Source organism: Pseudogemmobacter humi (assembly GCF_900609055.1).
In the GTDB taxonomy this organism is placed as follows: Bacteria; Pseudomonadota; Alphaproteobacteria; order Rhodobacterales; family Rhodobacteraceae; genus Pseudogemmobacter; species Pseudogemmobacter humi.
The window spans coordinates 22,092-48,901 of the sequence record NZ_UXAW01000031.1 but is presented as its reverse complement, the minus strand read 5'-3'; the positions used below and the strand labels follow the sequence as shown (position 1 = coordinate 48,901).

The 26,810-nt window shown below is 63.7% G+C and carries 24 protein-coding genes and 2 pseudogenes; 4 read left to right on the top strand and 22 right to left on the bottom strand.

The features are described from left to right. Positions 1-215 precede the first annotated feature (215 nt). The 5 genes from ssuD (XINFAN_RS01465) to XINFAN_RS01445 all read right to left on the bottom strand — a co-directional run bounded on the left by ssuD (XINFAN_RS01465) (position 216) and on the right by XINFAN_RS01445 (position 5,416). On the bottom strand, positions 216-1,379 hold the full coding sequence (gene ssuD, locus XINFAN_RS01465; RefSeq protein WP_124084717.1) for an FMNH2-dependent alkanesulfonate monooxygenase: 1,164 nt from the start codon (positions 1,377-1,379) through the stop codon (positions 216-218). Positions 1,380-1,463: 84 nt separating this feature from the next. After that, positions 1,464-2,276, bottom strand: a complete 813-nt coding sequence (locus XINFAN_RS01460; protein ID WP_124084716.1) for a MetQ/NlpA family ABC transporter substrate-binding protein — start codon at positions 2,274-2,276, stop codon at positions 1,464-1,466. Between the two features lie 29 nt (positions 2,277-2,305). Continuing rightward, a complete protein-coding gene (locus XINFAN_RS01455; protein ID WP_124084715.1) occupies positions 2,306-2,965 on the bottom strand; it encodes a methionine ABC transporter permease in 660 nt (219 codons plus the stop codon). Continuing rightward, entirely contained in the window at positions 2,955-4,016 is a 1,062-nt protein-coding gene (locus tag XINFAN_RS01450) for a methionine ABC transporter ATP-binding protein (RefSeq protein ID WP_124084714.1), read from the bottom strand. Before XINFAN_RS01450 ends, XINFAN_RS01455 begins: the two co-directional genes overlap by 11 nt. After that, the gene (locus XINFAN_RS01445) at positions 4,013-5,416 is read right to left on the bottom strand and encodes an LLM class flavin-dependent oxidoreductase (protein WP_124084713.1); all 1,404 of its coding nucleotides are present in this window, start codon (positions 5,414-5,416) and stop codon (positions 4,013-4,015) included. Before XINFAN_RS01445 ends, XINFAN_RS01450 begins: the two co-directional genes overlap by 4 nt. Before the next feature lie 482 nt (positions 5,417-5,898). Between XINFAN_RS01445 and ssuD (XINFAN_RS01440) the strand changes: the two genes are divergently transcribed. Continuing rightward, complete coding sequence (gene ssuD / locus XINFAN_RS01440) at positions 5,899-7,080, top strand: FMNH2-dependent alkanesulfonate monooxygenase (protein ID WP_124084712.1); 1,182 nt, start codon at positions 5,899-5,901, stop codon at positions 7,078-7,080. 13 nt (positions 7,081-7,093) lie between these two features. Beyond that, the gene (locus XINFAN_RS01435; protein ID WP_124084711.1) at positions 7,094-8,515 is read left to right on the top strand and encodes an FAD/NAD(P)-binding protein; all 1,422 of its coding nucleotides are present in this window, start codon (positions 7,094-7,096) and stop codon (positions 8,513-8,515) included. 73 nt (positions 8,516-8,588) lie between these two features. Here the strand turns inward: XINFAN_RS01435 and XINFAN_RS01430 are convergent, their stop codons facing one another. From XINFAN_RS01430 to XINFAN_RS01355, 16 genes and pseudogenes are all read right to left on the bottom strand, one after another. Next, positions 8,589-9,857: an SfnB family sulfur acquisition oxidoreductase gene (locus XINFAN_RS01430; protein WP_124084710.1), complete on the bottom strand. Its 1,269-nt coding sequence runs from the start codon at positions 9,855-9,857 to the stop codon at positions 8,589-8,591. 226 nt (positions 9,858-10,083) lie between these two features. Continuing rightward, positions 10,084-11,133 carry an L-glyceraldehyde 3-phosphate reductase gene (gene mgrA, locus XINFAN_RS01425; protein WP_124084709.1) on the bottom strand — a complete coding sequence of 350 codons (1,050 nt, stop codon included), beginning with the start codon at positions 11,131-11,133 and terminating at the stop codon, positions 10,084-10,086. Positions 11,134-11,257: 124 nt separating this feature from the next. After that, positions 11,258-11,476, bottom strand: coding sequence for a hypothetical protein (locus tag XINFAN_RS01420; protein WP_124084708.1), 219 nt, complete (start codon positions 11,474-11,476; stop codon positions 11,258-11,260). Beyond that, the gene (locus tag XINFAN_RS01415; protein ID WP_124084707.1) at positions 11,473-11,787 is read right to left on the bottom strand and encodes a hypothetical protein; all 315 of its coding nucleotides are present in this window, start codon (positions 11,785-11,787) and stop codon (positions 11,473-11,475) included. Before XINFAN_RS01415 ends, XINFAN_RS01420 begins: the two co-directional genes overlap by 4 nt. After that, positions 11,780-12,547 (bottom strand): ABC transporter ATP-binding protein, encoded by a 768-nt coding sequence (locus XINFAN_RS01410; RefSeq protein ID WP_124084706.1) that lies wholly within the window; start codon positions 12,545-12,547, stop codon positions 11,780-11,782. The genes XINFAN_RS01415 and XINFAN_RS01410 overlap by 8 nt, the downstream gene beginning before the upstream one ends. Then, the gene (locus tag XINFAN_RS01405; protein ID WP_124084705.1) at positions 12,547-13,530 is read right to left on the bottom strand and encodes an ABC transporter permease; all 984 of its coding nucleotides are present in this window, start codon (positions 13,528-13,530) and stop codon (positions 12,547-12,549) included. The genes XINFAN_RS01410 and XINFAN_RS01405 overlap by 1 nt, the downstream gene beginning before the upstream one ends. A 4-nt stretch (positions 13,531-13,534) precedes the next feature. Continuing rightward, entirely contained in the window at positions 13,535-14,557 is a 1,023-nt protein-coding gene (locus XINFAN_RS01400; protein WP_124084704.1) for an ABC transporter substrate-binding protein, read from the bottom strand. A 143-nt stretch (positions 14,558-14,700) separates the two neighbouring features. After that, positions 14,701-15,927, bottom strand: a complete 1,227-nt coding sequence (locus tag XINFAN_RS01395) for an acyl-CoA dehydrogenase family protein (protein WP_124084703.1) — start codon at positions 15,925-15,927, stop codon at positions 14,701-14,703. A gap of 29 nt (positions 15,928-15,956) precedes the next feature. After that, positions 15,957-16,712: an ABC transporter ATP-binding protein gene (locus XINFAN_RS01390; RefSeq protein WP_124084702.1), complete on the bottom strand. Its 756-nt coding sequence runs from the start codon at positions 16,710-16,712 to the stop codon at positions 15,957-15,959. 55 nt (positions 16,713-16,767) lie between these two features. Continuing rightward, on the bottom strand, positions 16,768-18,105 hold the full coding sequence (locus tag XINFAN_RS01385; protein ID WP_124084701.1) for an ABC transporter substrate-binding protein: 1,338 nt from the start codon (positions 18,103-18,105) through the stop codon (positions 16,768-16,770). Between the two features lie 37 nt (positions 18,106-18,142). After that, a complete protein-coding gene (locus XINFAN_RS01380) occupies positions 18,143-19,198 on the bottom strand; it encodes a branched-chain amino acid ABC transporter permease (RefSeq protein WP_199286337.1) in 1,056 nt (351 codons plus the stop codon). A gap of 3 nt (positions 19,199-19,201) precedes the next feature. Further along, positions 19,202-20,098 carry a branched-chain amino acid ABC transporter permease gene (locus tag XINFAN_RS01375; RefSeq protein WP_124084700.1) on the bottom strand — a complete coding sequence of 299 codons (897 nt, stop codon included), beginning with the start codon at positions 20,096-20,098 and terminating at the stop codon, positions 19,202-19,204. Beyond that, positions 20,098-20,898, bottom strand: a complete 801-nt coding sequence (locus XINFAN_RS01370; RefSeq protein ID WP_233352087.1) for an ABC transporter ATP-binding protein — start codon at positions 20,896-20,898, stop codon at positions 20,098-20,100. Before XINFAN_RS01370 ends, XINFAN_RS01375 begins: the two co-directional genes overlap by 1 nt. A 134-nt stretch (positions 20,899-21,032) precedes the next feature. Next, positions 21,033-22,133 (bottom strand): dimethylsulfone monooxygenase SfnG, encoded by a 1,101-nt coding sequence (gene sfnG, locus XINFAN_RS01365; RefSeq protein WP_124084698.1) that lies wholly within the window; start codon positions 22,131-22,133, stop codon positions 21,033-21,035. A 22-nt stretch (positions 22,134-22,155) separates the two neighbouring features. Beyond that, on the bottom strand, positions 22,156-22,716 hold the full coding sequence (locus XINFAN_RS01360) for an NAD(P)H-dependent oxidoreductase (protein WP_124084697.1): 561 nt from the start codon (positions 22,714-22,716) through the stop codon (positions 22,156-22,158). A gap of 508 nt (positions 22,717-23,224) precedes the next feature. After that, positions 23,225-24,628, bottom strand: a pseudogene (locus XINFAN_RS01355) (IS3 family transposase). Between the two features lie 233 nt (positions 24,629-24,861). On the opposite strand from XINFAN_RS01355, the pseudogene XINFAN_RS22150 reads away from it, so the two are divergent. Both XINFAN_RS22150 and XINFAN_RS21605 read left to right on the top strand, forming a co-directional pair. Beyond that, positions 24,862-24,963: pseudogene (locus XINFAN_RS22150) on the top strand (3-keto-5-aminohexanoate cleavage protein); the annotation flags it as partial. A gap of 49 nt (positions 24,964-25,012) precedes the next feature. Further along, positions 25,013-25,291, top strand: coding sequence for a hypothetical protein (locus XINFAN_RS21605; protein WP_160144513.1), 279 nt, complete (start codon positions 25,013-25,015; stop codon positions 25,289-25,291). Positions 25,292-25,578: 287 nt separating this feature from the next. Here XINFAN_RS21605 and XINFAN_RS01345 read toward each other — a convergent pair whose 3' ends face one another. Then, on the bottom strand, positions 25,579-26,646 hold the full coding sequence (locus XINFAN_RS01345) for an AI-2E family transporter (RefSeq protein WP_160144512.1): 1,068 nt from the start codon (positions 26,644-26,646) through the stop codon (positions 25,579-25,581). Positions 26,647-26,810: the final 164 nt, after the last annotated feature.

Below are 26,810 nucleotides of genomic sequence, written 5' to 3'. Positions count from 1 at the left end.
GCGGATGCCCACCATGTCCAGCCCCAGAAAGACCGTGGCCGTGATGACGTAAAGCAAAGCGGTTTGCAGCATGGAGTGCCTTTCAGTCCCGGGTCAGCCGCGAAGACAAAGAAACTCACAGCGCAGGCCGGGAACTCCCGCGACACAGCCGGCGGAAGCCCGGTAGCAAAATTCGCGACACAACCGATTTATCGGACAATGTGCAGAAAGGTCATTCACGTTCCGGTTTTCATATTGCCACCATGGCCGCCGCCGCCAAACACCTGTGCTGCCCCGAACGAGGGGCGCAGCGGAGGGACTGCGGGTTTCAGTCCGATCTCGGGGAAGAGAAGCTCGGCCACGGTATAGGCCTCTTCGAGATGCGGGTAGCCGGAGGCGATCACGGTATCGATGCCGATCTCCTGGTATTCGCGCAGCCTTGCGGCGACTGTCGCCGGAGAGCCGACCAGCGCCGTGCCCGCGCCCGAGCGGACAAGGCCAACCCCCGCCCAGAGGTTCGGTGAGACCTCCAGTCGGTCGCGGCGACCCTCATGAAGGCGGCGCATCCGTTCCTGGCCAACCGAATCCGACTGGTTCTTCTGCACCTCTTGTGCCTGCGAGATGGTCTCATCCGAGAGATGCGAGATCAGGCGGTCGGCGGCGGCCCAGGCTTCCTCATCCGTCTCACGCAGGATGAAATGCAGGCGGATACCGAAGGAAACCTCGCGGCCTTTCGCGCGCGCGGCCCTGCGCACGGCTTCGATCTTTTCGGCGACCAGGGCGGGCGGCTCACCCCAGGTCAGGTATTTCTCGACATAATCGCCGGCGAAATCATGCGCGGCATCGGACGAGCTCCCGAAATACAAGGGCGGGCGCGGCTTCTGAAAGGGTGGCAGGCCCAGCTTCGCGTGATGGGCCCTGATATGAGTTCCGTCGAGATGCGCCTCGCCGGTTTCCAGCAGGCTGTTGAACACGTCGAAAAATTCGCGCGCATGGGTGTAGCGTTCGTCATGCGGCAGGAAGATGCCGTCCCCCGCCAGCTCCTGCGCATTACCGCCGACCACGATATTCAGGAGAAGCCGCCCGCGTGACAGCCGGTCCAGCGTCGAGGCCAGCCGGGCATAATAGGCGGGCGAGGCAGTGCCGGGACGCACCGCCACCAGAAATTTCAGCCGCTCGGTATGGGCGGCAAGATCGGCGGCGAGGATGAAACTTTCCTCGCAGGCGACGGAGGTCGGGATCAGCACGCCGGAATAGCCCAGCCGATCCGCCGCGCGGGCGATCTGGCGGAAGTAATCCGGGTCACCGGGGCGGGCGCGCAGATCGCTGCCGAGATAGGCACCATCCCCCGATGAGGGGATGAACCAGAGGAAATCCAGCGGTTTGTCGGAAGCGGGCATGGCGTGGTCCGGGCTGAGGGATGTTCGGGACAGAAAAATCCCCCGCCGCAGTGTCGCGGCAGGAGATCGCGGTGAGGCCGCGGCTCAGAAAGCGGGGAAGATCTGGCCCTTGTAGCGGTCCAGAATGAACTGGCGGGTTTCTTCCGAATTCAGCGCCCTTGCGAGGATTTTGATGCGCGGGTCCTCGGTATCGCCCGGGCGGGTGACCAGATATTCGCTCCAGACGTTGTGGCCGTCCTGGCCATTGTCGATGAACAGCGCCTTGTTGATGTCGAGGCCGGCCTCGAAGACGTAATTGCCGTTCAGCGCCCCCAGATCGACCTCGTTCAGCGCGCGCGGCAGGAGCGCAGATTCCAGCTCGACGATGTCGAGGTTTTTCGGGTTCGCGGTGATGTCCTTGATGCCTGGCAGCGGATCATCGGGCGAGGTCAGGGTTTTGAACGCCCCGAGCTCGATCAGGCCCAGCTGTTGCAGGAGCAAAAGCCCGCGCCCGCCATTCACGGGGTCATTGGGGATCGCGACTTTTGCACCATCCTTCAGCTCGTCAAGCGAGGCGATTTTGGTCGAATAGGCGACATAGGGCTCGATATGGACCGGCACGATGACGGTCAGATTGTCGCCCCGCTCGCGGTTCCATTCATTCAGGAAGGGGCGATACTGGTAGTAATTGCCGTCAAGCTCGCCCGAGACCAGCTGCGCATTGGGCTGGATGTAATCGGTGAAGACGCGGATATCGAGGTCGATACCCTCTTTCGCGACAAGGGGTTTCACGAATTCGAGAATCTCGGCATGCGGGATCGCGGTCGCGCCGATCACCAGCTTTTCCTGGGCCTGTGCGACAGTGCCGAGGCCAAGGGCAGCGGCCGCCGCCAGCGCGAGGGATTTCAGTTTCGACATGGGTCAGTCCTTTGACGTGAAAAGGGGGTTCAGCGGCGCGAGAAATGGGAAACCAGGCTGTTCCCCGAGGCCTGGATCAGTTGCACCAGCAAGATGAGGACCACGACACAGACCAGCATGATCTCGGTCTGGAAGCGGTGATAGCCGTAGCGGATCGCCAGATCGCCGAGACCCCCGCCGCCGATCGCACCCGACATCGCGGTGTAATCGACCAGCACGATCGCGGTGACGGTGACCGCAGCGATCAGCCCGGGCAGGGCCTCGGGCAGCACGGCGCGGAAGATGGTCTGGACCGGAGAGGCCCCCATGGCGAGGCTTGCCTCGATCACGCCGCGATCCACCTCGCGCAAGGCTGTCTCCACGAGGCGCGCGAAGAAGGGCGAGGTGCCGACCACCAGCGGGAAGATCACGCCGCGGATCCCCAGCGAGGTGCCGGTGATCAGCACCGTGACCGGCATCAGCACGATCAGAAGGATGATGAAGGGGACCGAGCGGATGATATTCAGCACGAAGGACAATACGCCATAGCCCAGCGGCCGCGCGAAGGGCTGGCCCTTGCCGGTGACAAACAGCAAAATGCCCAGAGGCAGCCCGATCAGCACCGTCAGCACCAGCGAGACGCTGACCATGGAGAGGGTCTGGCTCAGCGCGGTGCCGATATCGGGCCAGTTGATACGGTCAAACCACATGGAGATGCCTTTCCGGGCGGGTCGCAATCCCGGTCGGCAAGCTGGCCGCGGCGGCCCCCCCGATGACCTCGACGGCGACGCCCGCCGCTTGCAGGGCGGCCACCGCGCCGAGGCCATTGCCGCCGGTGAGCGAGATCGAAAACTGCGCATAAGGATTGCGGCGGATATGGCCGACGCGGCCGCCAAGGATCGCGAAATCGACGCCGTAATCGCGGGCGATACCGCCCAGAACCGGCTTATGCGCACCCTCGCCGGTGAAGGTCAGACGCAAATGCTGGCCGATGATGCCCCCCGTCTCCAGAGGCCCATCGCCCTCGGCCTCGCGCACCAGGGCGCGGGTGACGGGATGCGAGGGATGCAGAAAGACGGCCGCGACCGGTCCTTCCTCGACCACGCGGCCCTTCTCCAGCACCGCAACCCGGTCGCAGGCGCGGCGGATCACGTCCATCTCATGGGTGATCATCACGATGGTGACGCCAAGCTCCAGGTTGATCTCCTGCAAGAGGTCGAGCACCTGGCCGGTCGTCTGCGGATCCAGCGCGCTTGTCGCCTCATCGCAGAGCAGGACTTTCGGGTCATTGGCCAGCGCCCGGGCGATGCCGACCCGCTGCTTCTGCCCGCCCGAGAGCTGGCGCGGATATTTCTGCGCGTGATCGGCCAGACCCACGCGGGCCAGCAATGCCGTTACCTTTGCCGCGATCTCTGCCCTGGTCAGCCGACCTGCCAGCTCCAGCGGCCAGGCGACGTTGCCGGCCACCGTGCGCCCGCTCAACAGGTTGAAATGCTGGAACACCATGCCGATAGAGCGGCGCAACTCGTGCAATTCCGCACCTTTCGCATCGGTGATGCGCTGATCGTCGATGAAAACCTCGCCCGATGTGGGCCGCTCCAGCAGGTTGATCAGCCGAACCAGCGTCGATTTGCCCGCGCCGGAGGCACCGATGATGCCGAAAATCTCGCCCTTGCCGACCGAGAGGTCGATCCCGTGCAATACCGGCGGCGCGCCCCGCTTTGGCGCGAAGCTCTTGGTGATGGCCTGCAGACGGATCATTCTGCGGCGCTTCTGGCGGCCAGTTCGGCGCGTTTCCAGGCCTCGATATCGCGATACTGCCCGGCCGGGTGGTTTTGCGGCAGCCAGGGACCGGCGCCGAACAACTTCTCGCGCAGCGTGCCGGGGGTATATCCGGTCGGATAAGCGCCGCGCTTTTGCAGCTCCGGCACGATCAGGTTGACCACATCCTCAAAGCTGCCGGGCGTGATCGCATAGGCGATGTTGAACCCGTCGACATCGGTTTCCGCGACCCAGTCCTGCAACGTATCCGCTATCTGTTCGGGCGATCCGGTGAAGACCGGGCCAAGCCCGCCGATGCCGCCGAACTGCGCCAGCTCATCCACCGTCCAGACCTTGTCCTTGCCGGCGAGGTTCTCCAGCATCGAATGGATCGCGTTGGTTTCGACCTTTTTGATCACGTCACCCGGCTGATACTGGCCGAAATCCAGCCCGCTCCAGCCCGACATGAAGACGAGCGAGCCTTCATAGGACGAATAGCCGCTGTAATCCTTCAGTTTCGCCTCGGCCTTCTCTTCGGTCTCATCGGTGATGATGGTGATCAGCGTGTAGATATAGAGCTTTTTTGGGTCGCGCCCCTCCGCCGCCGCCCGGGCGCGGATGTCAATCACATAGGATTTCAGCAGCGCTTTCGTCGGGGCGGCCACGAAGACGCATTCGGCATGGCGCGCCGCGAAGGCCTTACCGGCGCCCGAGGCCCCGGCCTGGTAGATCAGCGGCGTGCGCTGCGGCGAGGGTTCGGTCAGCCCATAGCCCGGCACCTCGAAGAATTTGCCCTTATGGCCGATCTCATGCACCTTTGCCGGATCGGCGAAGACGCGGCCTTCGGTGTCGCGGACAACCGCGCCCTCCTCCCAGCTGCCTTCCAGCAGCTTGTAGAGGACTTCGAGATATTCCTCGGCGATCTCATAGCGGTTGTCATGACGCTGAAGCCCGCCCTGGCCGATGTTCTTCGCGCCGCTCTCAAGGTAGGAGGTCACGATATTCCAGCCGACGCGCCCCTTCGTATGGTGGTCGGCGGTGGCGATGCGGCGGGCGAAAGTATAGGGATGCTCGAAGCTGGTGGAGGCGGTGATACCGATCCCCAGATGCTCGGTCGCCAGCGCGATGGGCGCGGCGAGTTGCAACGGATCATTGACCGGGATCTGCGCGCCATTGCGGATAGCGCCCTCGTTATTCCCGTTGAAGACATCGTAATAGCCGATCACATCAGCGATGAAGATGCCATCGAAAATGCCGCGCTCCAGGGTGCGGGCCAGATCCTGCCAGTAATCCAGATCCTTGTATTTCACCGATCTGTCGGCCGGATGCGCCCAGAGGCCCGGCGACTGGTGCCCCACGCAATTCATGTCGAAGGCGTTGAAGCGGATCTGACGGGTCATGACGCTCTCACTCTTGTCGGATGGCCGGATCGGGGGGGTGCCCGAAAACACGATACGTTGTGCCGTGATTACCCCCGCAAACCCGTCAGTGGCGATTCCAAAGCCCGGGCGGCAAAGAGAAGGATGCTGCTGTCAGGCAGGCCATTGCAGAGCTGATTTTCCGATCAGGGTTCAGCCCTGCAACCTATCATACTGAAAAACAAATAATTTCATGTCCGCCTTGTCCTGCGGCAGCGGGGGGCCGCAGGCAAATTCGGCCACCGGGCGCAATCCGGCCAAGGCCGCGGGAATCGCCGTGCCGGATAGCGTAAGAGATAAATTTTCTCTGCCTGCCCGCACGAAGATGCGGCGTCTTGCAGAGAGGCAAGGGCCTTTGGAATGGCCGCAGACCCGGCAGGGATCCTATAAATCGCCACCAGAGGACTGGCCGCTTGCGGCCTGAAATCCTTGATCCACCCCGACACTGACCCAGGAAACCGCAGATGAGCCATCCGAGTTTTGAAACCGCCACCAGCGGGGCAGCTTCGGCAGGCAGCGCCGCGCCGGAGATCTTCTGGTTCCTGCCGACCTCGGGCGATACGCGCTATCTCGGCACCTCGGATTTCAGCCGTGCGCCCGACAATGCCTATATCCGCCAGATCGCGGTGACGGCGGACCGGCTGGGCTATGACGGGCTGCTGATCCCTACCGGGGCGAGCTGCCAGGACCCCTGGGTGACGGCGGCAAGCCTGATCGCCGAGACCCGGCGGATCAAACTTCTGGTGGCTTTGCGCACCTCGATCATGGGGCCGACCGCATCCGCGCGCCAGGCGGCGACGCTGGATCAGGCGCTTGGCGGCAGGCTTTTGCTGAACGTCGTTCCCGGTGGCGACGCGACCGAACTGGCCGCCGATGGGGTCTTTCTGAAACATGATGAACGCTATGAGGCGGCGGATGAGTTCCTGACGGTCTGGCGCCGCATCCTCGCCACCGATGCCGCCGTGACGTTCAAAGGCAAGCATCTCAGCGTCGAGAATGCCCGCAACTTCCATCCGCCGGTGCAACGCCCCTATCCGCCCTTGTATTTCGGAGGCTCTTCGCCCGCCGCGCATGAGCTGGCCGGGAAGCATATCGATGCCTATCTGACCTGGGGCGAGCCGCCCGGGGCGGTGGCGGAGAAGATCGCCGATGTGCGGGCGCGGGCTGCGAAACATGGCCGCTCGGTCCGGTTCGGAGTGCGGCTGCATGTGATCGCGAGGGAGACCGAGGCGGAGGCCTGGGCCGATGCCGACCGGCTGATCTCGCATCTCTCGGATGAGGATATCGCGGCGTCGCAGGCCAATATGACGAAAATGGACAGCCATGGTCAGGCGCGGATGCAGGCGCTGCATGGCGGGCGGCGCGACAGGCTGGTGGTCGGGCCGAACCTCTGGGCCGGGGTCGGTCTGGTCAGGGGCGGCGCGGGCACGGCGCTGGTCGGCAATCCGCAGCAGATCGTTGACCGGCTGCGCGAGTATCAGGCGCTTGGCGTCGATACTTTCGTGCTCTCGGGCTATCCGCATCTGGAGGAGGCGATCCGTTTCGCCGAGCTGGTCTTCCCGCTTCTGGGCAAGACCGCGGTGACCGAGCGCAGTGCCCAGACCGGCGGAGCCTTCGACATCCGCGCCAGCGCCTCGGCCAGCTGAGGGGACGCAGAGCATGACCGAACATCGTCCCGTCATTGCCTCAGGTTCGCATGAAAACCGCCATGTCGTGATCGTCGGAGGCGGCCTTTCGGGGGCGGCGGTGGCCTGGCATCTGGCGAAAAACACCGGCGAGAGCGGCCCGCGCATCACCCTGATCGAGCCGAGGGCCGAGCCGGGGCGCGGTCTCGCCTATTCCACGCCGGACCCGGATCACCGGCTGAACGTCCCGCATGTGAGGATGACGCTCGATATCTCCGAGCCAGATCACTATGCGCGCTGGCTGGCCTCTGGCGCGGCGCCGCAGTTCCCGGATGACGCGGTGACGGAAACCGGCGCGATCTTCACGCCGCGCGCGGTGTTCGGCGCCTATGTCTTCGCGCATCTGCAACCGTATCTCGCGACCGGCCGCATCACCCATCTGCAAAGCCGCGCGCGCTCTGCCAGCCGCGAAGGCGGTGTCTGGCGGATCCGGCTGGAAGATGGTCGCCCGCTCACCGCGAGCGATCTGGTGCTGGCCGCGAGCCATCCCGCGCCCGGGCTGCCGCAAGAGCTTGCGGCGCTTGCCGGTGATGCGGGGTTGATTGCCGACGCCTATGCGCCCGGCGCGCTGGACGGGGTCGGGGCGGCGGAAGAGGTGGTAATCCTCGGCTCCGGCCTGACCGGCGCGGATATCGTGGCCAGCCTTGTGCGGCGCGGGCATCAGGGGCGGGTGCGGCTTTTGTCGCGCTCGGGGCGGCGGTCGCAGCCGCATGGGCCGGAGCAGGCGGAAGCCAGCGCCGATTTCACGATTGACCCGGCGGTGACGGCCGCTGGTCTGTTGCGCCGTATCCGGGCCGAGCTGGCGATTGCGGCGGCTGACGGGCTGACCTGGCACCCGGTCTTCGACCGTCTGCGCAGCCAGGGTCCGCTGATCTGGGCCGCCTTGCCGCTGAATGAGCGTCGCCGGCTCGTGCGGCATCTGCGCGGGCTCTGGGACATCCACCGTTTCCGCATCGCGCCCCAGACCCATGCGAGCCTGCTTGCCGCCGAAGCCTCGGGCCAGGTGGAGGCCATTGCGGGCCGCATCATCCGCGCCGCGCGCGCAGGTGACCGGCTGCGCTTCACGCTTCGGCTGCGCCGGGGCGGCGAGGCGGATTTCGCAGCAGATCGGGTGATCCTTGCGACCGGCCCGGCCCATGGGGCGGTCACGAAATCGAACCCCTTCTATGCCGATCTGGCGCGTCAGGGGCTGATCAAAGCCGATGCGTTGTCGCTCGGCATAGCGGCGACCGCAGAGGGCCAGGCGATTGACGCCTCAGACAAAGTGCAGCCGGATCTCTATATCGCAGGCCCATTGGCACGGGCGGCGGTGGGCGAACTGATGGGCGTGCCGGAAGTCACCGCCTGGGCCGAAAAGATCGCAGCACTGCTGGCGAAGGCTCCGGCCCGGGTCTGACATCAGCCCCCGGCAACAGAAAACGCCCCGGATACCTCCGGGGCGTTTTGCTTTGTGTGGAAGCCGTGCGCGATCAGCTCCACGGATGGCGCGGCGGATGGATGCCGTTCAGATAGTAGTTGCCGACATGGTAGAACTTCCAGCGCACCGGATCATGCAACGTATGGGTGCGGGCATTGCGCCAGTGCCGGTCCAGCGCATGCTGCGCGAGCGTCGAGCGGGTGCCGCCCAGTTCAAAGAGCTTGTTCGTCGCGTCAATCGCAACCTGGGTGGAGAGCACCTTGGCCTCGGCGGTTTTCAGCGTCGCATCCGATACATTGGCAAGCGTCGGCTCGGCCAGGCCCCTGTCGATGGCGCGGCCCGCGATATCCAGCAGCGCCTCGGCAGCATGGAGGCGGATCTTCAGATCGCCGATCGCCGCGATGGTATAGGGGTCTTCACCGGCGGTTTCCTTGCCGCTGTCGATCCAGGGCCGGCTTTGGGTGGTCACAAAGCGGATCGTTTCGTCAATCGCGTTGCGGGCAATCCCGGCATCGATCGCGGCCTGGATGATCTGCGAGATCGGCCCCTGCACGGTCGGCACCTGCGACACATCCTGAAGTTTCACCGCGCGAGCTTTGGGAACGCGGACATTCTCCAGCCGGACCGAACCCGATGCCGTGGTGCGCTGGCCAAAGCTCGACCAGTTATTGGTGATGGTGATGCCGGGTGTCTCGCGGTCGGCGAAGACCAGATAGACGCCATCATCGCCGACCGAGACAATCGGCACGATATGCGACAGCAGCGCGCCGGTGGTGTAGAATTTTTCGCCGTTCGCCACCGCCTCATCGCCCTCGAAGGTGACGCGGGTCTTGAAATCGACGACATTCTTGCCGCCGAATTCCGAGAAAGCATTGCCGAAACGCAGACCCTGCAATGCCCAGCCGAAAACTTCCCGCTTTTCGGCGTCGGTGGCGTCGATGTCGATCAGCCCGAGAATGGCCAGGTGGTTCTGCGCGATCTGTGTCACCGCCGGGTCTCCCGAGGCAACGATGTCGATCACCTTCGCCAGCGTGGCGTAAGAGAGGCCCGGCCCGCCATATTCCTTCGGCACGATGATCGACCAGATCCCGCTTTGCGAATAGAGATCCAGTTCGCGCAAAGGCAGCAGCCCCTCGCGGTCGCGCAGGGCGGCGTCTTTTGCCAGCTCTGCCGCCAGTTCGGTCGCGACGCGGATCGCATCGGCATCGTCTTTCAGAAGATACGGCGGCTGAGCGGGACGCGGGCGCGGCGGGACGGGATCGTCGGAGTTGACCCTTGGATGAATGGTATAGTCGATTTGGGTCTCAGGCAGGGATCCCATGGGCTTTCCTTTCGCAGCCGACCGCAGCCGGGGAAGGAACCCCCGGATCAAGTCACTGAATCAAAATGGTTGTTACTGATTTCAGACCTGGAAAAAGTCGCAGGAATCAGGCATTTCAACAAGCCGGGTGCGTTCTTTTCCGGCGGGCGCTGCGGCAGGTTTCTTCTCTGATCAGACCTCGCACGGTGGAGTTTTTCCCCAACGTGCAAGGGGTGTGATTTCACCCTCAGACCGCCTGATCATGCGAGGGCTTGTCCCAGAGATTCACGCCGCCTTCGAGCGCATAACGGTCGATCCCGGCCAGTTCTTCGGGGCTGAAGGACAGGTTCTCCAGCGTGGCGACATTCTCTTTCACCTGGGCTGCGGAAGAGGCCCCGATCAGGGTCGAGGTCACACGCGGATCGCGCAGAACCCAGGCCAGCGCCAGCTGAGCAAGGCTCTGGCCGCGCCGCTTCGCGATCTCGTTGAGGGCGCGGGCGCGCGCCAGGTTCTCCTCGCTCAGATGATCGGGCCGCAACGAGCCGCCGCCCGCGCGGTTGATGCGGGCATCCCCGGGAATGCCGTTCAGATATTTGCCGGTCAGCAAGCCCTGGGCCAGCGCGGTGAAGGCGATGATGCCGCTGCCGGTTTCCTCGGCGGCGTCCAGAAGATCCTTCTCAATCCAGCGGTTGAAGAGATTGTAGGACGGCTGGTTGATCAGCAGCGGCACCTGGCGCGCGCGCAGAAGCGCGGTGATCTCGCGGGTTTTTGCGCCGGAATAGGAGGAGACGCCGACATAAAGCGCCTTGCCCTGTTTCACCGCCGTTGCCAGCGCATCCGCCGTTTCCTCAAGTGGGGTCTTTGCGTCGAAGCGATGCGAATAGAAGATATCGACATAGTCGAGCCCCAGCCGCTTCAGGCTCTGATCAAGGCTTGCCAGCATATATTTGCGCGAGCCGCCGCCCTGGCCGTAAGGCCCTGGCCACATATCCCAGCCCGCCTTGGTTGCGATGATCAGCTCATCGCGATGGGCGGCCAGATCCTCGCGCAGGATACGGCCGAAATTCACCTCGGCCGAGCCGTAGGGCGGACCATAGTTATTCGCGAGATCGAAATGGGTGATGCCATTGTCAAAGGCCGTGAAGATGATCTCGCGCTGCGTCTCCAGCGGGGTTGTGTCGCCGAAATTATGCCAGAGCCCCAGCGAAAGCGCCGGCAGCTGCAAGCCGCTGCGCCCGGTATAGCGGTATTTCGCGCGGTTGTTGTCATAGCGGTCGGGTGCGGGAAAATATGTCATGTCGTCCTTTGGCGCGAAGGGGATCAGCCGGTATATTCCACGATCCCGATCCCGGCAGAATAATCGGAAAGGTCTCGTTGACGAGGTCAAAGGCATTCAGCGCCAGCAACAATTCGTCATGGGTTTACAGATGCAGGTTCCCTGTATTGGCTGGCGCCGGGAAAAACCGCGCTTCACCGGGTTTTTTCGGGTCGCACAGATCGAAGACCGAAAAGCCGCCCGAGAAAGGATGCCCCGGATAGCCATAGCCGCGATGGTCCATGATCTGCATTCCGTCGCCGCGCCCGCCGGCCTCGGAATGACCGATATGACGCATGTTCAGCACATGATCCCGCTGCCTCATTCAGAGCGGCCCCGTCCTCGCACCAGGGCGGCAAGGAGAATACCGGCGACCAGCAGCACGGCACCCGCCTGAAAGAGTTCGGGGCGATAATTCTTTGGAATCAGCCAGTAATCCAGCGTGCAGAGCGAGAGCATCAACTGGCAGGTATAGCCCGAACTTCCCCAAAGGCAGGGTCCGGCCTGGAGGTAGCTGCCATAGCCCTCGGCGACGATATTTCCAAAGATCACATACCACCAGGCCAGGGCGAGCACGACCAGCCCGGCGCCTGCCACAAGGATCAGTCCGGGGCGAATTTCCCTGCCCTCAGACATCTTCAAGCACCCCAAGCGCCGCGAGAAGATGCGAGCGCAGCGCGATCAGCTGCGGATCATCGCGGCGGCGCGGATGCGGGCGGGCAACCTGCACCTCCTCAATGATCCGGGCCGGGCGCGGTGAGAAAAGGATCACGCGATCCGCGAGCAACAGCGCCTCTTCGACATCATGCGTCACCAGAAGGGCGGTGAAACCGCGATCCTGCCAGAGGCGGATCAGGTCTTTTTGCAGGTTCAGCCGGGTCAGACTGTCAAGTTTGCCGAGCGGCTCATCCAGCAGCAGCAGACGCGGATCATTGACCAGCGCCCGCGCAATCGCCGCCCGCTGCGCCATGCCTCCCGAAAGCTGATGCGGGAAGGCCTCGCCAAAATTCTCCAGCCCGACAAGGCGCAGCGCCTCATCAACGCGGGGCGCCTTGCCGGGCAGTTCGCCGCGCGCTTCGGGGCCGGCCTCGACATTGCCGCGCACGGTACGCCAGGGGAAAAGCGTCGCCTCCTGGAAGACGAGGATGCGGTCAGGACCGGGGCCGGTGATCGGCTGGCCGCTGGCTTCCGTTCGGCCGCGCAACGGCAGTTCCAGCCCGGCGGCAAGGCGCAGCAGTGTGGACTTGCCGCAGCCCGAAGGGCCAAGCAGCGCCACAAACTCACCCGGCGCGATGGTCAGGCTGACATCATCAAGGACCGGAAGCACCTCGCCCCGGATATCATAGCCATGTGAGACATGGTCAAAGCTCAGCCCAAGCGGCGTGACAGCGGGCATCAGAGGATCCCTTTCTGCCAGCCCAGAAGCCGGTCCCGGATGCTGAACAGCAGCTTCACCAGCCCCGCGCAAAGCAGCGCCATGATCAGCAGCCCGGCATAGACATTGGCATAGGCCGAATATGCGGTGTTGAACTGCAAATACCAGCCCAGCCCGAATTTCGCGCCCAGCATCTCGGCCACGACCAGTACGGCGAAGCTGTAGTAAAGCCCCATGAAGAGGCCGACAAAGACATTCGGAAGCGCAGCGGGAATGGCGATTTTTGTGACCTGCCAGCGGTTCGCTGCTCCCAGCGTCCGCGCCACGTCATAGAAAGAGCGGTTCACCTGCGCGATGCCCGAGGCGGTCAGGATCGCGACCGGAATGCCCGAGGCCAGCGCGACGAGAAAGACCGAGGCCTGGAAGGTCGAGGGGAAGATGAAGAACGCGCAGGGAATCCAGGCGCTTGCGGGAACAGGCCCGATCAGTTTCAGAAGCGGCATTCCCCAATAGGCAAAACGCTTCGACCAGCCAAGCCCGACGCCCGCCAGAAACCCGGCCGAAATCCCGATGAAGAACCCAAGCCCCCAGAGCCTGCCGGTATAGGCGATGCAGATCAGCAGCCGGTCCCAGTTCGACAGATAGACATGCAACAGGCCCTGCGGCGGCGAGAAGAAGGGTTTCGGCAACCAGCCGAGCTTGGCGGTCGTCACCTCCCAGACCAGCAGCCACAGGCCCAGAACGATGAACCAGGGGCCGTAATGGCTCAATGTCGCATGGCGCTGCCGGGGCAGCACTGCCAACACGAGGAAGAACAGCGCGATGATCCCGGTCAGGATGGCGAAAGTCCCGGTCGCGCCCCATTGGATCACATCCGGCAGGAACCAGGTAACCGCCGAGGTCGCCCCCCAGGCAAATGCCGCGAAAAGCCCGTCGCGCCACAGGTGGAATTGGCTTTCGGCAAAGGCATAATGCCCCCGCCCGGTTTCAAGCGTGTCACTCATCTGATCAGGCGAAGATGTCGATGGTGATGCGGCTTGCGATCTCTTCCGGGTCGGTCGAGGCATCGGCGACGCCGGTCAGCTTCAGATCCTCATAGCCGCGCTTCACCTCGTCGCGCAATTTGTCCCCGAACCAGTGTTCGTGATAGGTAAACGATCCCAGAACCTCGGTCAGGGTCTCAACCGACATGCCCGGGCGGAGCGTGTCGAAATACCATTGCGCCACCTCATCGGGATGCGCGGCAGTATATTGATGGACCTCCAGATTGGCGGCGGCGACCCGTTTCAAAGCGTCCTGATTGGCCGCGTAATAGTCGCCATTCACGCCAAGGACACAGCAGACGCGGTCCTGGAAACTATCGGTCTGGGTATCGGCCACACGGTGGAACTTATGCTCCTTTTCCCAGCCATATGCCCAGGGATCCATATGCGCCAGCGCATCCGCCTCGCCGCGCAGCACAGCCTGGGCCACCAGATCGAAGGGGAAGACCTTCCATGTCACATCGCGTTCCGGATCCAGCCCGGCTTTCTTCAGCGAGACCGAGAAGGCAACGCGCGAGGGAGACATCACATCAAAGGTGCCGATGGTTTTGCTCTTCAGATCGGTCAGCGTCCTGATGCCGCTGTCCTGGGGCGTCAGGATGCTCTGGCAGCCGCCATGCGAGCCGGCAAAGAGCTTTACGTCAAAGCCCTGCTCGATCGGTTTCAGCCAGTCGTAAAGCAGACCGGGGCCCGCCTCGGCCTTGCGCGTCGCCAGGGCCTGGATCAGCGTCTGGCCACTGGCGCCCTGGTAGAACAGCTCGACATCAAGACCGTGCTTCTGGAAAATACCCTTTTCCAGCGCGAAGCCGATCGGCGCGTGGCAGGCGGCGACCTCGGTCCATTCCAGTTTGATCTTCGTCAGATTGCCCGCCATCGCATGGCGCACGCTCTGGCCGGTGGCGATACCGATGGCACCAAGCCCCGCCGCCGCCGCGCCGGTTTTCAGAAGGCTGCGGCGCGAGAGGCCGTCACGGAGAAATGCAGACATGGGGAGACTTTCGCGACGAGGTTGATTTTCCGGCAGGACAGACCAGGGCGCAGGAACAGGATCCGAACATCCGCCCCTGTGCGGAAGCGGCATTCCAACTCTGCGGGGCGGGAAGTCTTCTCCTGCCCCGCAGCATATCGGTCTCAGCTTTCAACCGCGCCGATCTGCCAGACATAGACCGGCTCGGTGCTATTGACCGCGTGATCGCCGAGGATGCGCTCTTTGTAGATCAGCGGATTGTGGTTTGCCGCCGTGCGGGCATTGCGCCAGTAACGGTCCAGCGCAAGCGCGCTGTCGGTGGCAGACGCACTCAGCGCGCCGAAAAGGTCCGATGTGGCGCGGAGCGCAAGCTCTGCCGCCGCGACCTGCGCCTCGGCCGAGGCGAGTTCCGCTGCGATATTCGCGGCGTCATCGGCGGCTTTGTCATCCCCTTGCGAGGTTTCATAAGCGCGGTCGGCGGCGCGGGCGGCCTCAATTGTGGCGGCGCGGGCAGCGAAGGCGAAGGCGCGGGCGCGGCCGACCACCTGGAGCACCTGCGGATCCTTGCGCACCACCGTGCCAGAGCCATGCGAGAAGCCGCGTTTGCGCTGTGCGACCTTCTCCGCCACGTCCTGGACCGCGGCCAGCGCGGCCCCCGAGAGAACCGCATCCAGCACCAGCTGATAAAAGGCTGTCTGATAACGGAAGCGGGTCTCGAAGGGCACGAGGCCCTCCGGCTCCAGCCGCGCGCCCTCGAAGGTGGTGGTGCCGGTGCCGGTCAGTTTCTGGCCGAAACCGGCCCAGTCATCGACGCGGGCGATGCCGGGCTGTTCGGCCTTCAGGATCGCCACAACCGAGGCGCCATTGTCCGAGCGGACCGCGTAAGTGTCGATCCAGTCGGCGAAAATCGTGCCGGTAGAGTAGTATTTCTCGCCGTCGACGCGGTAGGCATCGCCTTCCGGCGTGACCCTGGTCACGGTGTCACCCAGTTTCACCTTGCCGACTTCCGACCAGGCATTGCCCGCGATCTCGCCCTGGCCGAAGCGTTTCAGCCAGACCTCACCCACCGCGCGGGGCGCGACCAGCCGATCCTCGACCAGCGCGAAATGGCCGCGCAGCGCCTGGACGATATTGGTATCGGCAGCGGCAAGGTCGATCAGCAGATCGAAGAACTGCTCAAGGCTTGCGCCCGAGCCGCCATATTCCACCGGCACGCGCAAAGCGGTGAAACCGGATTCCTTCAGCCACCTGATCTCTTCATAGGGCAGAATCCGTTCGCGCTCACGCCTGGTCGCGCCCTCGCGGATGCGCTCGAAAAGCGGGGCGAAGCGGGCTTTCAGCGCCCCCTGATCGGCGGGCGATGCGGTGATGCTGCGGTCTTGTCTGGTCATTGTCCTGGCTCCGTTTTCATGTGTTTCGCTCAGGCCGGGGCGCTTGCCCCGCCAAGATAGGCCTCGCGGATGTCGTCGCGCTGCGCGAGATCGGCGGCGAGGCCCGTGATCGTCGAACGGCCATTCCCGATCACCACGGCATGGGCGGCGTGTTTCAGCGCCACCGCCGAATTCTGTTCGGCGACGAGAATGGTCAGCCCGGTTTCGCGATTGAGCCGCGAGAGGGTCTCGAAAATCTCGGCCACCACCAGCGGCGCGAGGCCCATGGAAGGCTCGTCCAGCAAGAAGACCTGCGGGCGGGCCATCAGCCCGCGCCCGATGGCGGCCATCTGCTGCTCGCCGCCCGAGGTGAGACCGGCGCGGGACTGGCGGCGCTCTTTCAGGCGGGGGAAGAAGCTGTAGACCTCTTCCAGCCCGCGCCGGATGTCGGCGCTGCGCAGGCCGGCCCCGATTGCGCCGGAGACCAGGTTTTCCTCGATGGTCAGCGACCTGAACAGCCGCCGCCCCTCCAGCACCGGCACGAGGCCCTTACGGATATGGGCGTCGGGGCTGGTTCTGGTGACATCTTCGCCGCGGAAGGTGATGCGCCCGCCGGTGATGCGGCCGCGCTCGGCCGGAAGCAGGTTCGAGGCCGCCTTCAGCAGCGTGGTTTTTCCCGCGCCATTCCCGCCCAGAAGGGCTGCGATCTCGCCCTGACGGACCGTCAGGCTGACCCCGCTCAGCGCGGTGATCGAGCCGGAATAGCGCACCGACACATCGTCGAATTGCAGGATCGTATCAGACATGGCGGGCCTTTCGGGAAATGCGGCCCCGGGAAAGCCCCCGGAGCCGCAGGCGGGGTCAGTTCGGGCCGATGACGGTATCGACATCAGCCGCGGTGCGGATCGCGATGCCCTTTTCCCTGGCATAAGCCTCGGAGGAGGCCTCGATGATCGGGCGCAGCAGAGCCCAGTCCGGCGCAATCCAGTCGGAGACCACGTTCCACTTCTTGCCGTCCCATTGCTGGAAGGTGACGTAGCCCTCGCCCTCATGGTTGTCCCAGGTGACATTGATCGAGTGGAAGAGCCCCTCGGCGCCCAGCTCCTTCACCCGCTCGGGGCTGAGTTGCAGATGTTCAAAGCCCCAGCGGACCTCGTCGCCGGTCAGCGTCCGGTTGCCGAATTTGGCCTGGGCGATGCGGATCGCTTCGACATTCAGGATGCCGTTGACGATGCCGAGATTGTGGTAGACCGAACCGATGCGGTTCTTGTCGGCGAGGTTGCCTTTGCCCTGGTCATAGACGCCGGAGATGATCTCTTTCAGCACCGGATATTCCTGGCCCGAGGCCTGGGTGGTGATCGCGGTATAGCCGATGGCCGCATCTCCCGCCGGCAGCGCGTCTTCTTCCGAGTTCGACCAGACATTGCCGATGATCCTGTCAACCGGGAAGCCGTTGCGCTGTGCGGTGGTCAGCGCCACCGGGTTCATCACGCCCCAGCCGCGCAGCACGACGTAATCGGGCCGTTCGCGGCGGATTTGCAGCCATTGCGCCTGCTGCTCCGATCCCGGATGCGGCACCTCGATCTGGACCAGCTCGAAGCCGAATTTTTCGGCCAGCAGCTCATAAATCGGGATGGTTTCCTTGCCATAGGGCGAGCCGTGATAGAGAACCACGATCTTCTTGCCCTTCAACCCCTCTGCCCCGCCCTCTTTCGAGGCGATGTAGTTCACGATGCCCGAGCTTTCCGAATAAGGGTTCAGGAGCAGCGGGAAGACGTAAGGAAAGACCCGGCCATCGGTGGTGTCGGTGCGGCCATGGTTGACGGTCAGCAGCGGCACGCGATCCTCGGTCACGCCGTCGATCATGGCATAGGCGATGCCGACCGAAAGCGGGTTCCAGGCCGCGATGCCGGGGGTGGATTTCAGGCGCTGATAGACCTCGACCCCCTTTTCGACCTCATATTCGGTTTCGCCCTCGGCCCAGGTGAGTTTCACCCCGTTCACCCCGCCATCGCGGTCATTGATCAGGGTCAGATAGTCGATGAAACCGCCGAAGAAGCCGGTGCCGCCAGCGGCATAGGGGCCGACACGGTAGCTTTGCAGCGGGAAGAACTGCTCGTCGGCGCGGGCGGTCGAGAAGCTGCCGGTGAGGATGGTGGCCGCGAGAAGCGCGGGCGCGAGGCGACGGAAGAAGGACATGGGTGCTCCGGTTTTTGAGAGGGGGAAAGGCGGCGGCTCAGGCGCGCCCTCTGGTGATTTTGGCAAACAGGGATCTGGTGCGGGCGGTGATCCGGTCGAGGATCGCCGAAAGGCCGTTCGGCTCCAGGATCAGGAAGATGATGATGGTGGCGCCAAGGATGATGCGCTGCGTCAGCTGCACGGTCCCGGCGTCCAGCCCGCCATCAAGGATCCAGGCCGAACCGCGCGACAAAAGCAGCGGGAAGACGACGATCAGCCCCGCGCCAAGAAAGGCACCGCGCACGGTGGCAAGGCCGCCGATGATCGCGATGAAAAGGATCTGGAACGAGCGGTCGAGGTTGAAGCCCTCGGGTTCGATGGTCCTGAGATAGGTGAAGGACCACAAAACGCCCGCGATCCCGATGATTGCCGATGACAGGGCGAAGGCGGTCAGCTTGGTGCGCAAGACCGGAACGCCGATGACCCTGGCGGCGGTTTCATTGTCACGCACCGCGATCAGGTTGATCCGCGCCGGGCCGTTGACGAAACGGTGCACGAGGAAGGTGATCACCACCACCACGCTGAGCGCCAGCAGATAGCGGCTTTCGCGGGTGTCAAAGGTGATTCCGGCGAAACCAAGCACCGGGGCCGAGATCACGCCAGACGGGCTGTAATTCGAGAACCAGCCGAATTTGTTGAACAGCCACTGGATGAAGAACTGCGCCGCCAGCGTCGAGACGGCGAGGTAAAAGCCCTTCAGCCGCAGGCTCGGCAGGCCGAAGATCACGCCGACCGCCGCCGCCGTCAGCGCGGCGAACAGGAAGGTCAGCGGCAGCGGCAGATCGAGGCGCAGCTGGAAGTTATAGGCGGCATAGGCGCCCACCGCCATGAAGGCCGCCGAACCCAGAGAAACCTGACCGGCATAGCCCGTCAGCAGGTTCAGCCCCAGACCCGCCAGCGAAAACGCAAGGAACGGAAGCAGGATCGCTTCGATCGTCCAGGCCGAGGCGTAAGCCGGGACCAGCAGGCAGGCTATGGCAAGGATCACCAGCACAGCCGCCCCTTGTGCGGCCATGAAAGGACGTGCCGCCGGTGTCTCAAGAGCTGCGGACATGGGTCAGAACCTCTCCGTGATCTTGTGGCCGAAGAGGCCCTGGGGGCGGATCAGCAGCACGGCAAGCGCCACGACATAGGCGAACCAGCCCTCGATCCCGCCCCCGACGAAGGGTCCGATATAGACCTCGGCGAGTTTCTCGGAGGCACCGATCAGGAGGCCGGCAACGATGGCCCCGGCAATCGAGTCGAACCCGCCCAGAACCAGCACCGGCAGCGCCTTCAGCACCACGAGCGAGAGGGAAAACTGCACGCCGAGACGCGCCCCCCAGAGGAGCCCCGCGACAAGCGCAACCACTCCGGCGGCGGTCCAGACGGCGGCCTGGATACGGTTCAGGCGCAGCCCGATGGCGATGGCGGCGAAAGTGTCATCCGCCACCGCGCGGAACGAAAGGCCGGTGCGGGTGAAGCGGAAGAAGCTGGTCAGAACGATCACCAGCGCCAGTGCGATGGCGGCGGCCACCAGGTCGAAATTCGATATATAGATGCCGCCGATCTCGAATGGTGCGTTCGAGATGCCCAGATCCAGCGCATGGACCTGGGTGCCCCAGATCAGTTGCGCGCCGCCCTCGATCACCCAGGCGAGGCCGAGCGTCGCCATGAACAGCGTCATGGGTGAACGGTTGGCCAGCGGCCGCAGAACGGTGCGCTCGATGGCGAGGCCGAGAAGCCCCATGATCACCAGGGTGACGACCAGCGCGAGGGCGAAGGGAACCTCCCGCTCGACCAGGCTCACGAAAGTCAGCGCGGCGAAGAGGACCATCGCCCCTTGTGCGAAGTTCAGCACGCCCGAGGTCTTGTAGATCAGCACGAAACCGATGGCGACGAGGGCATACATGACGCCTGACAGCAGACCGCCCACCGCGACCTCGACCGCGAAGAGGAATTCAAACCAGTCCATCAGGCGGCCTCCGCCCCCGATGTAGCGCCAGCAGCGTCCTGGCCGAGATAGGCGCGGATCACTTCCGGGTCACGGCGGACCTCGTCGGGGCTGCCATCGGCGATCACCTCGCCATGGTCGAGCACCACGATACGGTCGGAAAGCCCCATGACCACGCCGATGTCATGCTCGATCAGGATGACGGACAGGCCGAGCCGGTCACGCACCGCGCGGATATGGGCCGCCATGGCGGTCTTTTCGGCACCCGTCAGCCCGGCCATCGGCTCATCCAGCAGCAAAAGGCGCGGCCCGGCAATCAGCGCGCGGGCCAGTTCGACCTGCTTTTGCAGCCCGTAAGGCAGGGTGGACACAAGACGCGGCAGATGCTCCGAAAGACCGAGGAAACCGGCGATCTCGCGTATTCTGGCCTCCGTCTCGCGGGTCTCGGCCCTGGCTTTGGGCAGCGACAGCAGTTGCGCAAACAGCCCGCGCTTGCGGCGGAACACCAGCCCCGAAGCGATGTTCTGCGCCACTGTCAGGCCGGGAAACAGCGCGAGGTTCTGGAAGGTCCGCGCCACGCCGAGGCCCGGCAGGCGGGCGGGCGGCACATGGGCAAAGCTCTCGCCGCCATGCGTGATCACGCCACGATCCGCCCGGTAGAGCCCGCTGATCACATTAACCAGCGAGGATTTCCCCGCCCCGTTCGGGCCGATCACCGCACGGATTTCGCCCTCGCGGATGTCGAAGGACACGTCTTTCAGCGCCCGGATACCGCCAAAGGCGAGGGAAATCCCCTCCAGCCGAAGGCGCGTTCCCTGCACGGGTTGCACCTGAGACCGTGTGGCGGCGGATACCGTTTGCGGCGCAACAGCACGCCGCTCCGGCAAAAGCGCCGGTTCCGTCAGGGCCAAGCCTGTCATAGCTGTCTCCGCGAGGGAAAAAAGGGGAGGCTGCCTTACCCGGCGACCACCGTTTCACGCGCCCGCGCGCCCTCGATCTCGCGCACGAGGGGCAGGACGTGTTTGCCGAAATATTCGACCTCTTCCTGGAAGTGCAGGAAGCCGAGCAGCACCAGATCCGCGCCCGCCTCTTTCAGCGTGACGATGCGCTCTGCCACCTGACGCGGCGTGCCGATCAGGTTCGGGCGGAAGCCGTCATTATACTGCACCAGATCCTCAAAGGTGGATTTCGCCCAGTTGCCCTCGCCCTCGGGGCTGGCTTTGCCGGCGTTTTTCACCTGACCTGCGAAACCTTCAACCGCCTCGGGATTGGCCTTGTCGATGATCTCCTGAAGGACGGCTTTCGCCTCTTCCTCGGTCTCGCGCACGATGGCGAAGGCGTTGATGCCGATCTTCACCTTGTGATTGTTCGCCGCGGCTTTGGTCTGGATATCCTCGACCTGCGCGCGCAGACCGTCCGGCGTGTTGCCGTTGGTGAAATACCAGTCCGAGACCCGCGCCGCCATGTCACGCGCCGCCCGCGACGAGCCGCCCTGGAAGATCTCGGGCTGCGGGTTCACCGGCTTCGGCTTCAGGCTGTATTCGTTGAAACGGTAGAAATCGCCGCGGAAGGTGAAGCTTTCCTCGCTCCAGATGCCACGCAGCGCCCGGATGAACTCTTCCGAGCGGCGATAGCGTTCGTCATGATCCAGCCAGTGCTCGCCGATTGCCGCGAACTCGCCCCGGAACCAGCCGGAGACCACATTGACCGCGATCCGGCCATTCGAGAGATGGTTGATCGTCGCGATCTGCTTGGCCGCCAGCGCCGGGTTCCATGGCCCGGGCAAGAGGGCCGCGATCACCTTCAGCTTCTCGGTATGGGCCAGCAGGTCCTGGCTGAACGAGACCGATTCATGCTGGTTGTCGGCGCCGTAACCGGCTGTGAAACGGATCTGGCTCAGCGCATAGTCAAAGCCCGCCTTCTCGGCGATCTGCGCCAGTTTGCGGTTGTATTCCGGCGTCCAGCTGGTGCGTTGCCCGATATTGGAGATCACCAGGCCGCCGGAAACATTGGGCACCCAGTAGGCGAATTTCAAAGCGTCATCTCTGGTCGACATGGTGATGATCCCTGTGAATGGGTTACTCGGCTGCCGCACGGACACGGGCAGAGCCGGGGAAGATGGTGGCAAATTCTTCAACCGCGCGGGCCAGACGTGTCAGGGCGGGTTCCGAGGTCAGGCGGCCCTCGGTGAAGTCTCGGTCCGAAACATGGACGGCGGTCGAAAGGACGCGCGCCTCGAAGAAGGCAAAAAGCGGACGCAGCTGGTGTTCGACCGCAAGGGCATGTTTCTCGCCACCGCCGGTCGCGGCGATCAGCACCGGCTTGCGGATCAGCGCGGCGGGGTCGATCAGGTCGATCAGATGTTTGAAGAGGCCGGGATACGACCCCTTATAGACCGGCGTCGCAACCACCAGCGCATCGGCCGAGAGCAATCTCTCAAGCGCCTGCTGCCCGCCGGGGCTGAGATCGGTGACACGGCGCGCCCGGCCAAGCTCCTCGCCGAAATCGGCGACCTCGAAGAGGCTGGTGCGGGCGTTCAGATGGGCGGCTGACAGGTCCAGCGCGGTCCCGACAAGGGCCCGCGTTTTCGAGGGCGAGGTGATGTTGCCGGAGAGGCCGACGATATGAAGCTGCGACATTTGGAATCCTGAATCCCGACTTGATGTGTCGAGATAAATCCGCGGCCTCTTTCGCCGCCATTCCAAAAAACTTCATCACAGCAACAGGATTTTCCCCCGTCGCCCGAAACCCCCGGGAGGGCGGTTGAACGGCCGGGTATGAAACGGCAGGATTTTTCCATGGCCGCCGGATTGGAGGCAGATCCTTTTTTGCTTCGGCCCCTCGCAGGAGAAGAATGTGTCTCCGCCGCCCGAAGGGACAATTTTTCATCTTTTCACGCCTCTCGTGCCGTTGCAGGTGCAGAAAAATGAACCGCGCTACAGCCTGCCCCAGTTTCGGCATGCTGAAATCGCCGGATTTCGCAGAACCGGCCTCGCGCATGAGGTTGCGCGACTCACTTTGTGGTCTGGGTTCGATCAACTGGCGGCCTTGGGTAGAAGTGGCTGCGGAAATCTGAACAGCCTTGGTAAGTGGATTTTCCGAGGAACGGCGGGGCCATGATCTGCTGCCGGTTTTGTGGACAGCAGGTTAAGCTGGCACAGCACGGAGCTCGAACTCCATTGGGCTGAGGTATCCCGGTTTCGAATGCCTCCTGCGCGGGTTGTCGAAGCGCTCGATGTGGTCGAAGACATCGGCACGTGCTTCATTGCGAGTGCGATAAACCTTAATGGCTGTCCGTTCGGTCTTCAGCGTTGAGAAGAAGCTCTCCATCGCGGACCTCGCCATGGTCACTCGGACCAGTGGCGTTCCCATGGCCCGATCCCAGACGTTACCCGCGCGGCTCATCGGGCAGGTGATGCCATTGTCGGCCAGAAGCCTTTGAAACTGCTCGCTTGTATATTGCGATCCCTGGTCCGGGTGATGCAAGAGAGCGTCGGCCTTCCCGCGCCGCCACTGAGCGGGGCAGCGCCATCGGTTCGAGCGCCGCCAGACCGCCATCATCAGCGCGTCCATCACCGGTGAGGCATCCCGATCAGCCTTCATGGACCAGCCCACATCGAGCCATGGAGCCGCCACTGGTTCGAGGCCCATAACGAGGGCCGGGAAAAGAGGTCCGGCACGACTGCGACGTAAAGCCAGCCCTCCGCGGTCCAGATGCAGGTGAACCGAAGGTCCGCGCAGCGAAATCGGCCAGCCACTTCTGGTTCGGCCTGTCGGCCTGGAAGGTCCGCTCGAGCCTCGCCGGATCTCCTGATCCGGTGGCGGTCACCGGCTCGATCTCAGCGATCACCGACCGTTCCCCATCATCCCCCGGCTTTCCCCGACGCCTGGGGCGTGCCCGCAAGGCCCCGGTCCGCATCAGCCGTTCGATCCGGTGAACTCCGCACGGCCAGTCCTTCCGCCAGGACATCGCGCCAGACGCGGCGGGCGCCACAGGTCCGGTTGCTGATCCTGAAGCCCGTCCCGATCGCTGCGACGCGCTTCGCATCATGGACCTCGCGGGTGCCGGGTGGGCGGCTGAGCCAGGCATGAAAGCCGGACCGCGAAACCTCAGGAACTTCACAGAGCCAGCTGACCGGCCAGATGTGGCGCTGTTTGGCAATGAAGGCGAACCTCATGTTCTTTCGGCAGATCGCTCGAACCAATGGCGCAATCAGCCTCAAACGCGCGCGAAAAAAGCTGCGGCTTTCTTCGAGGCATGTCACGCTCCGCCCGGAGCCAGGCGACCTCTTTCTTCAGAGCCGAAATCTCGGACAGACCGGCCCGCATCTGCCCGTTCCCGGGGAAAGCTGTGGCCAGGGTTGTGGTCCGTTCCCGCATCCAGCGGCGCAGCACGCTCGCCGCAACGGCAAGGTCACGGGCCGCCTGCGCTATCGCTACGCCCCCATTCGTCGGGGAATTGATCCCCCGGATCAATTCCTGATCCTCCTCATACGTCACCAGCCTCACCGCATCGATCTTGAACTCGCGGCTGAACTTCCGTCTCGTCATATCCACTCTCCGGTTCCCTGGGCACGATCTCATCTTCGTGTCCACAAAACCGGCAGCAGATCACCAGGACCGTTCCTGAGAAAGTGCGTGCAGTAGGGTACAGGTCGCAACTGCTCTGAAAGAACTGGCGCAGGCTCATTCTGATCTTCCGCGTCCCGATGGAGCAGGGAACGCCATTCGAGATCTTCATAAAGCCAGAATTTCCATTGCGAGCACAGGGAGCTGAGAACAGTATGCCGTTAGACATGAGACGAGACGTTTTCATTACCTGCGCGGTTACGGGCTCTGGAAACACCCAGGACAAATCCATCCACGTCCCGCGCAGCAGGGATCAATATTACGGTCGATCGCGCGCCGAACGACGGGTATTGGAGCAACGTCTGGATGAAGACCCCGTTCTTCACCAGCTACTGGGGCGGTCGCTCAACGGAGGACGCGATCCTCACGATGGCCTGGTCGAAGGCGTCCGACGGTAACGAGTCCGGCATGAGCGTCCCGCAGGTCGAAGACCTGATCGTCGCGGCGCGGGCTGAAGGAGACGAAGGCGTTCAAGGGGCTGGCGGGATGGGGGAGCGTGGCTGCAGGGGCGTCTCGGTCAGAGCCGTGTTCATTGAATGGTGGGACTATGCGGGGAACTATGGGTTTGAGCAGGTGGATTACTGACGCATTTTCCGCCATCGCGACACTTGTCTCATGATTGCACCGGACCGTCGACGAATCCGAAATCATACACCGCATCTTCGCTGACTATCTCGACGGCAAGTCACTCTGCATGATCGCCATATGACCGCCATGGCACTGAACCGAGAAGGCCTGACAGGGCTGAAGAGCAGAGAACGAGGCCACGATAATTCACGGCAATCCGAAGTGCGGCACAGGCGAAGGGACCACCTCACCGGATGCTCAGCCACTGACCTTCGCCCGTTCGTTCCCATCGGGCCACACGGGCGTCATTCGGGCAATTCGCCCGATTTCGACAGCAACACCGCCACCGGCCGCAACGGCGGCACATGGGTGCAGACGATGAGCACCATCACCATCATCGGTACCGCCAGAAACATGCCGACGATGCCCCAGATCGCACCCCAGAAGGTCAGCGAGATCACGATGGCCAGCGAGGACATCTGCAATCCATTCCCCGTCACCATCGGGTCAAGGATATTGCCCAGCACGAACTGGACCGTGCCGATGGTACCCAGCACCGCGAGCCCCATCGCAAGACTATCGTATTGCACCAGCGCCACCAGAACCGGCAGCGCCGTGGCGAGGATCGAGCCGATATTGGGGATGAAGTTCAGCAGGAAGGTCAAAAGCGCGATCGACGCGGCGAAATTCAGCCCGAAGGCCAGCGCCAGCAGCCAGACCACCAGCGCTGTCACCCCCGAGATCAGCGTCTTGAGCACAAGAAAACGGTGGATGTTGTGCCGCATCGAACCAGCGATGGCCATGATCCTGGCACGGCGTCCGGGCTCGGGGAACAGCAGGGCAATCTTGCCCTCGATCCAGGGACGCTCAGCCAGGAAGAACCCGGCATAAAGCAGTATCAGCACAATGGTCACCAGCAGGCTGCCCGCCGACCCCGCCGCCAGCCGCACATAGTCGTTCAGGTTGATGTCGCGGAAGGCTTCGATCAGCGCCGAGGCAAGATCGTCGCTGAGCAGGCCAAACAGCCGCGCGATCACCGTCTGGCTTTGCTCGATGAAAACCGGCAGTGAGGCCAGCGCGATATTGATCTGCAGTGAAAGCACGGCGAACAGCGCGGCCAGCCCCAGCCCCAGCAACAGGAGCGCCAATAGGCTCGTCAGCCAGTTCGGCACCGCGCGGCCACCGATATTCAGTCGGCGCAGCCGGTCAATCGCCGCGCTTGCGAGGCTGAACAACAAAAGCGCGATGACCAGCGGCACCAGGAACACCCGACCGACGATCAGCAGCACCAGCACCAGCGCCGCGACGATGATCCCGAGCGCCCAGGGCACGATGCCCCATCTCTCGCGCTGTTCTCCAGTCGGTCTCGTCATCGCTCTCCGCCTGTGCCCTGCCCGTGTCGCCGCAAGTCTTGCGCCAGACCGGCCGGAAATCAACGCTGCTCCCGGCCATGAACTGATGTGGCGGGTGCACGGTCCGGCAGCGTCTCTTAACGTCGCGGGGCGTGGTGACAGCATCAGGCCGATGCCAGGCCGCG